This is a genomic window from Pseudomonadota bacterium (genome assembly GCA_030860485.1).
Taxonomy (GTDB): domain Bacteria; phylum Pseudomonadota; class Gammaproteobacteria; order JACCXJ01; family JACCXJ01; genus JACCXJ01.
The window spans coordinates 1-7,813 of the sequence record JALZID010000060.1 but is presented as its reverse complement, the minus strand read 5'-3'; the positions used below and the strand labels follow the sequence as shown (position 1 = coordinate 7,813).

The following is a 7,813-nucleotide window of genomic DNA, read 5'->3' as shown; positions in this document are numbered from 1 at the left end:
GCAACAGCCACCCAGCACTGCCATAGACTGCATCGAAGGCCACATGTCCGAAACGTACCCCATGGCGCCGCGCCCCGAAGATCATCTCCCGTGCAAGCTCCACCTTGCTTTGCGCCACTCTCGCCGATGTAGGGACCTCTACCGCATCGAGTCGCGCCGTATCGTTGAGCCAACACTCAGGCAAATACAAGCGCGCGTCGATAAGCGAGACCGCGGTCTCTTTCGCGAGTGCGGCGAAGACGCCCACTTGGCTGTTCTCCACCTTCCCCAGCCGCCCATTCCATTGCCGTGCGACCCCCGCCGAGGCCTCGCCCTTCTTCGCAAACGCGCTCTCGTCGATGATGAGAGCCGCTTTCCTCCCGCCGATGAGCGTGTTGACCTGACGGCTCGTCTCGCTGACCAATCCATCGAAGTCCCACTCGGAGTCCGAGAGCATGTGATGCAGCACTTGGTGATCGGCCTCGAGCATGCGTTCACTCATCGAGAGCATGTTGGATTTAGGCGAGGCAAACAGCCCCAGCAAATAGGTCTCGGCCGCACTCGCCACCGAGCGGGTGCCCACGCGAAAGAACGAAGAGAACGCTTTGAGATGTTGCGGCAACCGGTCGAGCAGACCAGCGATGAGGGAAGCAATTGGTACACAATTTTCACGAAGTCGCCATCGTTCACACTCCGTGAAAAATCAACAGACGACATTATACTTACCCACATGATCTGACACAAGTATTTTGGTCTGACAAAGTAGAATTAATAAGAGATCAAACAAGTAAAGAATAGCGAATGGAAAAGTTCTTAGTCTGGGACAATATGAAGATGCCCACGATGCATATCTGGCCTATTGTGGTGCTGCTAAGAGACTGCATGGGGTATTGTTTCACCCATGAAGAAAGACCTAAACTATAAGGTCGAATAAATACAAGTGCAGTTCAACTCGTATCTGACAATCTCTGGAGGTGTTATTATCGAATAGATAAATAGTTTTGGTGCTCACTACATGGGCGTGCTACATTTCACACGCCGCCTGTCCTTCCGAAATAAATAGGTTTCTTCCGACATGTAGAGCGGCACCTGTTGTATAGAAAAAGAGCCCGGTCCCCTTGCCCGGGGCTCTTTTTTTTGGCCTATAGAAAGACCTGCTTCTTTCAACCGTTATAAATATAGTGGGGTGTTCAAGGGGAATACCTGGGGCGTCCGGAAGACACCCGTTAGGAAGGAGAGTTTTATGAAATGGAGAAAATGCTAAGAACAGTCAATGCCCCATGTGGAGCTGGAAAAACGTCAGCACAGTGCGAACATATCGCCAATCTTTTCAGAGGACGGGGCGGCAGATTTCTTTATATCGTTCCCACAATAGACCTGTCAGACCAGATAAAGAGCACCCTCAAGCGCTTTGGTGTCCATCCCAATACTATTCATAATATACACAGTGATAAAACCTGCCCGTCCGTTAGCAATAAGGTAATCCAGGTTGCCGAGGACCTGAATAGAGAAAGATTTGGTGTGCTAATTATACAACTGGAGGCCCTCAAGATATTACCCTATTGTCCCATCAAAGGCGATTGGCAAGTAATCATAGACGAAGTGCCACAGATTGACACATACCATAGGCTTGAGGTGCCATATTACCATAATATAGTAAGGGAGTTTATTGAGTTGGGCGATCAGGTCAATGGGGACCTATATGAAGTGAAGCTCAAATGCAACTCATCAGCAATAGAGGTCATTCACAGAGTTCGAGATGATTATAATAATATCCACAGGGCGCTCATCCAGCAACTCTTGAATGGTGAAAAGTGCTATACTCTAAAAGACAATTGGGACAGAATGGATCGTAAGGAGATATGCAGGGAAAAGCTTGAATTAGGAAATGATAAAAACACGCTGCACTTTCTGTGTATGCTACCTCCAGACAGGTTTCTATTGAGCGAAAACACGACGCTCATGGGTTCCAATATCAATTATTCTATCTGTCAGAAGTATTGGCAGGAGCGCTGTAATATTCGGTTCGAGGAAAATACGGACATAAAGTTACAGTTCAGACGCCACGAAAACGGTCATTTGGTCGATATCAAGTGGCTGCTGCACGAAAACTATTCCAAGTATTATAGAGATATGCCGATCAATGATGACGATACTATAGGACAAGACTGCCACCGAAGAGCCATCGAATATTTCCGAAAGCTAGGAGGCGATATGGTGTATGTGCTGAATAATGACGAAAAAGACCTGGCCTTCGGCACCAGAATAAAGCCAGGACTTTTCGGGCTCAATTGCTATAGTTCATATAATAATCTTTATTATGGGGTCAGCTTGAACAGGTGCCCTATGCATGCGAAGATGCTAGGATTACTTGATTTCAGTAAAGAGTTTATCGACAGGGCAACCGTATGTGAAAGTGCATATCAAGCCGCACTGAGATTGAGTATTAGAGATCCTGACATTAAGGAGCGAGTAAATCTGGTTATTATCAGTAAAGACCCGGCGCATTCCGTCAAAAAGTTGCTGCCGCACTCGACTATAGGGCCTCTGGATGATCAGTGTAAAAGAATAAAGAAAGTTCCGAAGACCAGAACAGAAATAATGCAGACTTATAGAGCCAAGAGCTTTATAGAAAAGAAGGTGCCGAAAACATCAACCGAAAGATCCAGGGAGCATAGGGCAAGAAAGCGGCAAAAACCATGAAACGCCCCGGCTTCCATTCAAATACAGATGCAACGTTTTATGTAGACTATTTTCTATAGAACAAGGCAAATGTCTACAGTTTTCGTTGCACTATCGGCAGTGATGCAATGTGCCAAGGAATATGAAAAGGTCTAATAGATTTGGTATAGAGCAGGTGATGGATAATATCTGCGAGACTGTGAAACAGCAGCGCTTTTTGCTGCTGTTTCAAGATCGCTAAACATCTATTGGAAACGAATGCATACCTGCTCGTAACAAAGAGATTAGGAATGCTCATAACGGTATGGCTTCGCCAGTGGCTCGATGTTCCGCAAAAAGCAGCGGAACAATCTACGCCACAAATTCTTCTTTTGATAGCATTGGAAGTTCTAATAATGGCCCCTGCATATCTTCCGTCCCGGAACGAGGTAGATAATGCCCACGGAAGCCGGAAAGTCTCTCTCCAAAAGTTTCTTTATAGCCAACTCTTTAGCTTATCAATCTCTGTATCCCCCCGCGATTTAACGAGCGCGGTCGGCAAGCTTCAGCAGCTCGGCCGCCGGGGCCTGTACCTGGAGCGGGCGGGCCGACAACCCTGGGGTGAGTGGAGACTTCCGAGAATGGGCTATGTTTGCTATGCTCCGACGGGGAATAGGGATCCTTTTTCGGCAAGAGGCACGGTACTGCGATCGTGAGCTGTTGAACATGTGAGTCCTCGGCCCGGCGGGTACGAGGCGGCGGTTGACCCCGCGGCCTTCACGGTCGTCGACGGCAAGCTCTACCTGAACTACAACGCGGACGTGCGCAAGGAATGGAGCAAGGACATTCCCGGAATGGTGAGCAAGACCGACCGGAACTGGCCCGAGGTGTCACGGCAGACCAAGGTCTTAGGCCCGCTCAGCCCGACGATTTCTTTCGCGCGCGCCGCGCCGCCTTGGGCGCGTTGGCTTCACCGAGCTGCACCCACGTGGGGGCGTGATCGCTCGCGCCGGCCTCACCGCGCACCCACGTGTCGACGTTCGCGTCGAGCAGGCGCGAGCCAGCCCGCTGCTCAGCAGCAGGTGATCGATGCGCAGTCCGGCGTTGCGCGCCCAGTGATTGCGGAAGTAGTCCCAGAACGTGTAGATGGGCACGTCGGGGTGGCGCGCGCGCAGTGCATCGATCCAGCCCTGCGCGAGCAGGCGCTGGTACGCTGCCCGGCTCGCGGGCTGCAGCAGCGCGTCCTTCTTCCAGGACTTGGGGTTGTAGATGTCGAAGTCCGTCGGCACCACGTTGAAGTCCCCGCCCAGCACGACCGGCTTGCCCGACTCGTACAGACCGCGGGCATGCTGGATCAGGCGCTCGAACCAGGCCAGCTTGTAATCGAACTTCGGCCCGGGCTGCGGATTGCCATTGGGAAGATACAGGCATCCCACTACCAGACCGGCAACCGCCGCCTCGATGTAGCGGCTATGCGTATCGTCGGGATCGCCCGGCAGCCCACGCCGTATCTCGACCGGGTCGGCGCCGCGCGCGAGGATCGCGACGCCGTTCCACGAGGTCTGGCCGTGCCAGATCGCGCCGTACCCCGCCTGGCGAAGTGCGGCTGCGGGAAATCGGTTGTCAGGTGCCTTGAGCTCCTGCAAGCACACCACGTCGGGCGATTCCCTGGCGAGCCATTCCAGCAGGCGCGCCTGACGACTGCCGATGCCGTTGACGTTGTAGGTTGCGATCTTCATGCACGCAGGTCGGCGAAATAGCGGCCATGAAACCCGAACGGCACCGGGTGCGCCAGCCGCGCACGCCTCGGCGTCGAACCGAGCGCGGGCGAAGCCGAGATCAAGAGCGCATATCGCCGCAACGTGGCGACACGCGTGCGAAGCTCGCTGTGCCGCTGGAATCGGTCTACGACGGCGGCACCGTACGCATCGGCGTCAACAACGAGACGCTGGATGTGCGTATCCCCAAGGGCGCGGCCGGGGCAGGTGATCCGCCTGGCCGGGCAAGGTAAGCATGGCGATTTGCTGCTAGAGATCGAATACGCTGCGCATCCGCAGTTCGAAGTCGATGGCCGCAACATTATCTACACCCTGCCGGTGGCGTCGTGGGAAGCCGCGCTAGGCGCGACGGTCAGCGTGCCGACACTGGGTGGCCCGGTCGCAGAGCATTCGATTCTCGAAAAGCCGAGTCCGGATCGCTGAGGAAGGCGAAGGCAAATCCCCCCGGGTCTTGCTGCTTGCTCACAAGCGGCAGGCCAAGCGCCACTAACGCGGAGGCCAGCCGCCGCTTTGCGCCTTCCAGCCGTTGCCATAGACCGCGATGCCCGGTACCGAGAGATCGGGGATGCTCTGGTTGAACCGACAGGCCAGGCACAGGTTCTCGCTCTCCTCGGCGGATACCATCCAGTTGCAAACGTTCTCCCCACGGTAGTTCGCGCACATCCGGTAATATCGAGAGCCGGATTCCGGCGCAAACGCCCTCCATTCTCCGTCCGCGGTCGGCCCGAGGGCGCTCAGGACCCCAGCATCGGGCAGATATCCAAGAGTGTCCGCAGGCACTGGATGTTCTCAAAGAAGGCCAGTTGCCGACATACTTGGCACGTGCCTTCATAGAGGTCTCATCGTTGTTGCGCTGACCACTTTGCACTCCTGAAGGTCAGGCTCGCCATGGTTTGCAAACCCGCGGTACATGTCCCAGAAGATGTTATCCACGTCTTTCTCCCGCGCCGTGCTATTCTTGGCACGGTAGCGTTTGGCCTCCGAGGGCCCGGCATTGTACACCGCGTAGGCCGTGCGGACAGCGTTCTCCCGCTGCCCGGTCAGCTTCCCTTCCTCGATACCATAGCGTTTGAAGTATTGCATCAGGATCTCCGCTCCCGCTCGCCCGTTATAAACTACATTCCATTTAAGTTCGTGTACATTGTAGAAGCCGCGCCATATTCGCGGGTTGATCTGCATGAGCCCGAGGCTCCCAGCAGGCGAGCTCAGGTATGTGACTTTCTCTCCTTTACGCACAAACTGCCGCCAGCAGCTTTCTTTTAAAGCGGTGGCCGGCATCATAGCCCGGTAGATCGATTGATAAGGCGCATCCAGGGCACTGTCATCCAAGGCCTTCCCGGTGATGTGCTTTAGTAATTGCTTCATGGCTGGAATGTACTGATCGATCTCCGAGGCCTCGGGCGCCCACCGATCCAGACGCTTTTCCAAAGTTGTGGGCCCAGCATCGCCCGCACCGGCGGCGCGGGCAGAAGGCAGCCAATCGAGACCGCTCTCTGGCGCCGGCTGGGGGGCGACCTCGATAGGGATCTCGGGAGGAAAACCGAAGAGGGTACGCAGGTCCGGATCCAGGTCCAGGTCGTATTTCAAGGGGTCTGCAATCGCCTCGGGTCGCAGCATGCGGGCCAGGCGACGAAGCCCATCGGCCGAGATCTCGATCCCGAGCCCCGGAGCGGCTTCCTCCAAAGCCACCAGTGCATCCCCCGCTTCGATGAAACCTACATAGCGTAACAACTCGTCTCCCAATAGCCCGCGCTGCGCTCCCTCCTCAACGATGTCATGCAAGCCCTTCCAAGTCTGAACAAAGAGTTGCCGGACCGGGTCACCCCGACTTCGCGGATATTCCCCGGCCAGTACAGGCAGGATTTGGTAGCGGCTAGTGAGTAGTAGATCGAACAACTTCCCACGAGTATTTTGGTCCACCAGGTCTCCCCCGAAACCTTTGATGACAAAGACCAAGAACGCATCCCACCTCTCGAACGCCTGCTGATACGTATCGATCTCCATGGGGCTCAGAGGTAGCTCAGGTTGCGTCGGAGCGGGAGGGGATCGAACGAAGTCATCCGGCACGCTCAAGACCAGAGATACTACTACGCCATGGTCACGTACCTCGACGTTCTTCGGCACGGCGCTATCGAGGATGGCCTTGATCCGACTTGCCGCACGGCTTGGAACCGAGACCTTAAGCAATGATAGAACCTCATCGCGTGGAGGCGCGAGATCGATGGTGAGCGCGGTTAGTCTAGGGAGAACAAACTGCTTGGTCACGTCCCAGAGCAGGCCCGAAAGCAAGCCCTTGGTCCATTGTTCATCATAGAGGCTCGAATCGACGATCTTGAGCTTTAGCTGCCACTCGTGCGTGATTTCGGGTTCCATGAGCGATTCGATGTGGCCACGCCACTGGCCGGGACTTAGGCACTGTTCCAGTATTTCGGCGCCTAGGCTAGCGACTCCGTGCGTGGTAAAACGTAGCCGGACACCCTCCTGGCTGAATTGGGGTCGATCCAGGGTGAGGGAGCGGCAGTCGCTCTCGCGCCAGACACGCGCAGTGCCGCCAGGATCAGTGTAAACCTGTCCGGCAAGCTCCTGCCTGAGGAGAGCATAGCGGACCGTCAGTGGAATGGTGATCTCTGCCGCCTGCAGGAACGTGGAGACGGCAAGTAGGCAGAAGCCGGCAGCGGCGTAACCACGCTTAGGCATCGAAATGTTCTGTAGAAGTGGTGACTCGGAGTGTAGATCCGATGCTGCGTTCCGAGTTGATGAGATAGCTTAGTCTATCCGGAGACATGCAGGTTATAGGAATAGGGATGTTAAACGTCCTTTTTCATCAAGAGGCACTGTACTGCCGGGCTCGTGAGCTGTCAAGCATACGGGTCCGCGGCCTGAAATCGGGGCATTATCGGGCTGTTCATCGGCCCGAAGCGCTAAGTTTGGGGACGTTTTAGCGTCTCGCGCGGGTACGGGCCAAGAGGTGTCGGCTCAGGGGCTGAACCGGATAGCAGCGGGGATCAGATGCTATGTAGGGCCACTCAGGCTACCCTTTTGGCGCATTGACTAACCCCCGAGAGGAGAGCGAAGATGAATCGAGTGACCCTACAGAGCAACGATGACGCAGCAGAGGGCGCGTTGTACATGGCGATGGAGTTGGGCGACAAGCACTGGAAGCTGGTGTTTAGCGATGGGGGTGCGAAGCGCCGCCATGAGACAGTTGAGGCGGGGCGCCGCACGCAGTTAGTCGAGGCGATCGGTAAAGCCAAGGCGAACTTCCATTTGCCGCCCGAGGCCAGGGTGGTGAGCTGTTACGAAGCCGGCCGCGACGGCTTCTGGCTGCACCGCTACCTGGTAAGTCTTGGGATTGAGAATCAAGTGGTGGACTCCTCGAGCATCGAGACCAACCG

At 55.3% G+C, this 7,813-nt stretch carries 5 protein-coding genes and 2 pseudogenes; 3 read left to right on the top strand and 4 right to left on the bottom strand.

Features of this window, described 5'->3' with window-relative positions:
- A partial coding sequence (locus tag M3461_03535) for a transposase (protein ID MDQ3773498.1) occupies nt 1-601 on the bottom strand: 601 nt, incomplete at its 3' end.
- A 626-nt stretch (nt 602-1,227) separates the two neighbouring features.
- Between M3461_03535 and M3461_03530 the strand changes: the two genes are divergently transcribed.
- Nucleotides 1,228-2,682: a DEAD/DEAH box helicase family protein gene (locus M3461_03530; GenBank protein MDQ3773497.1), complete on the top strand. Its 1,455-nt coding sequence runs from the start codon at nt 1,228-1,230 to the stop codon at nt 2,680-2,682.
- A gap of 876 nt (nt 2,683-3,558) precedes the next feature.
- On the opposite strand, the pseudogene M3461_03525 reads toward M3461_03530, so the two are convergent.
- Nucleotides 3,559-4,379, bottom strand: a pseudogene (locus tag M3461_03525) (exodeoxyribonuclease III).
- Between the two features lie 119 nt (nt 4,380-4,498).
- On the opposite strand from M3461_03525, the pseudogene M3461_03520 reads away from it, so the two are divergent.
- Nucleotides 4,499-4,799 (top strand): annotated as a pseudogene (locus M3461_03520) (HSP40/DnaJ peptide-binding protein).
- A 105-nt stretch (nt 4,800-4,904) separates the two neighbouring features.
- Here the strand turns inward: M3461_03520 and M3461_03515 are convergent.
- Nucleotides 4,905-5,198, bottom strand: coding sequence for a zinc-ribbon domain-containing protein (locus M3461_03515; protein MDQ3773496.1), 294 nt, complete (start codon nt 5,196-5,198; stop codon nt 4,905-4,907).
- Nucleotides 5,199-5,246: 48 nt separating this feature from the next.
- Nucleotides 5,247-7,115, bottom strand: coding sequence for a lytic transglycosylase domain-containing protein (locus M3461_03510; protein MDQ3773495.1), 1,869 nt, complete (start codon nt 7,113-7,115; stop codon nt 5,247-5,249).
- 378 nt (nt 7,116-7,493) lie between these two features.
- Between M3461_03510 and M3461_03505 the strand changes: the two genes are divergently transcribed.
- Nucleotides 7,494-7,813 (top strand): IS110 family transposase (locus tag M3461_03505; GenBank protein MDQ3773494.1); only part of this gene is annotated, 320 nt, incomplete at its 3' end.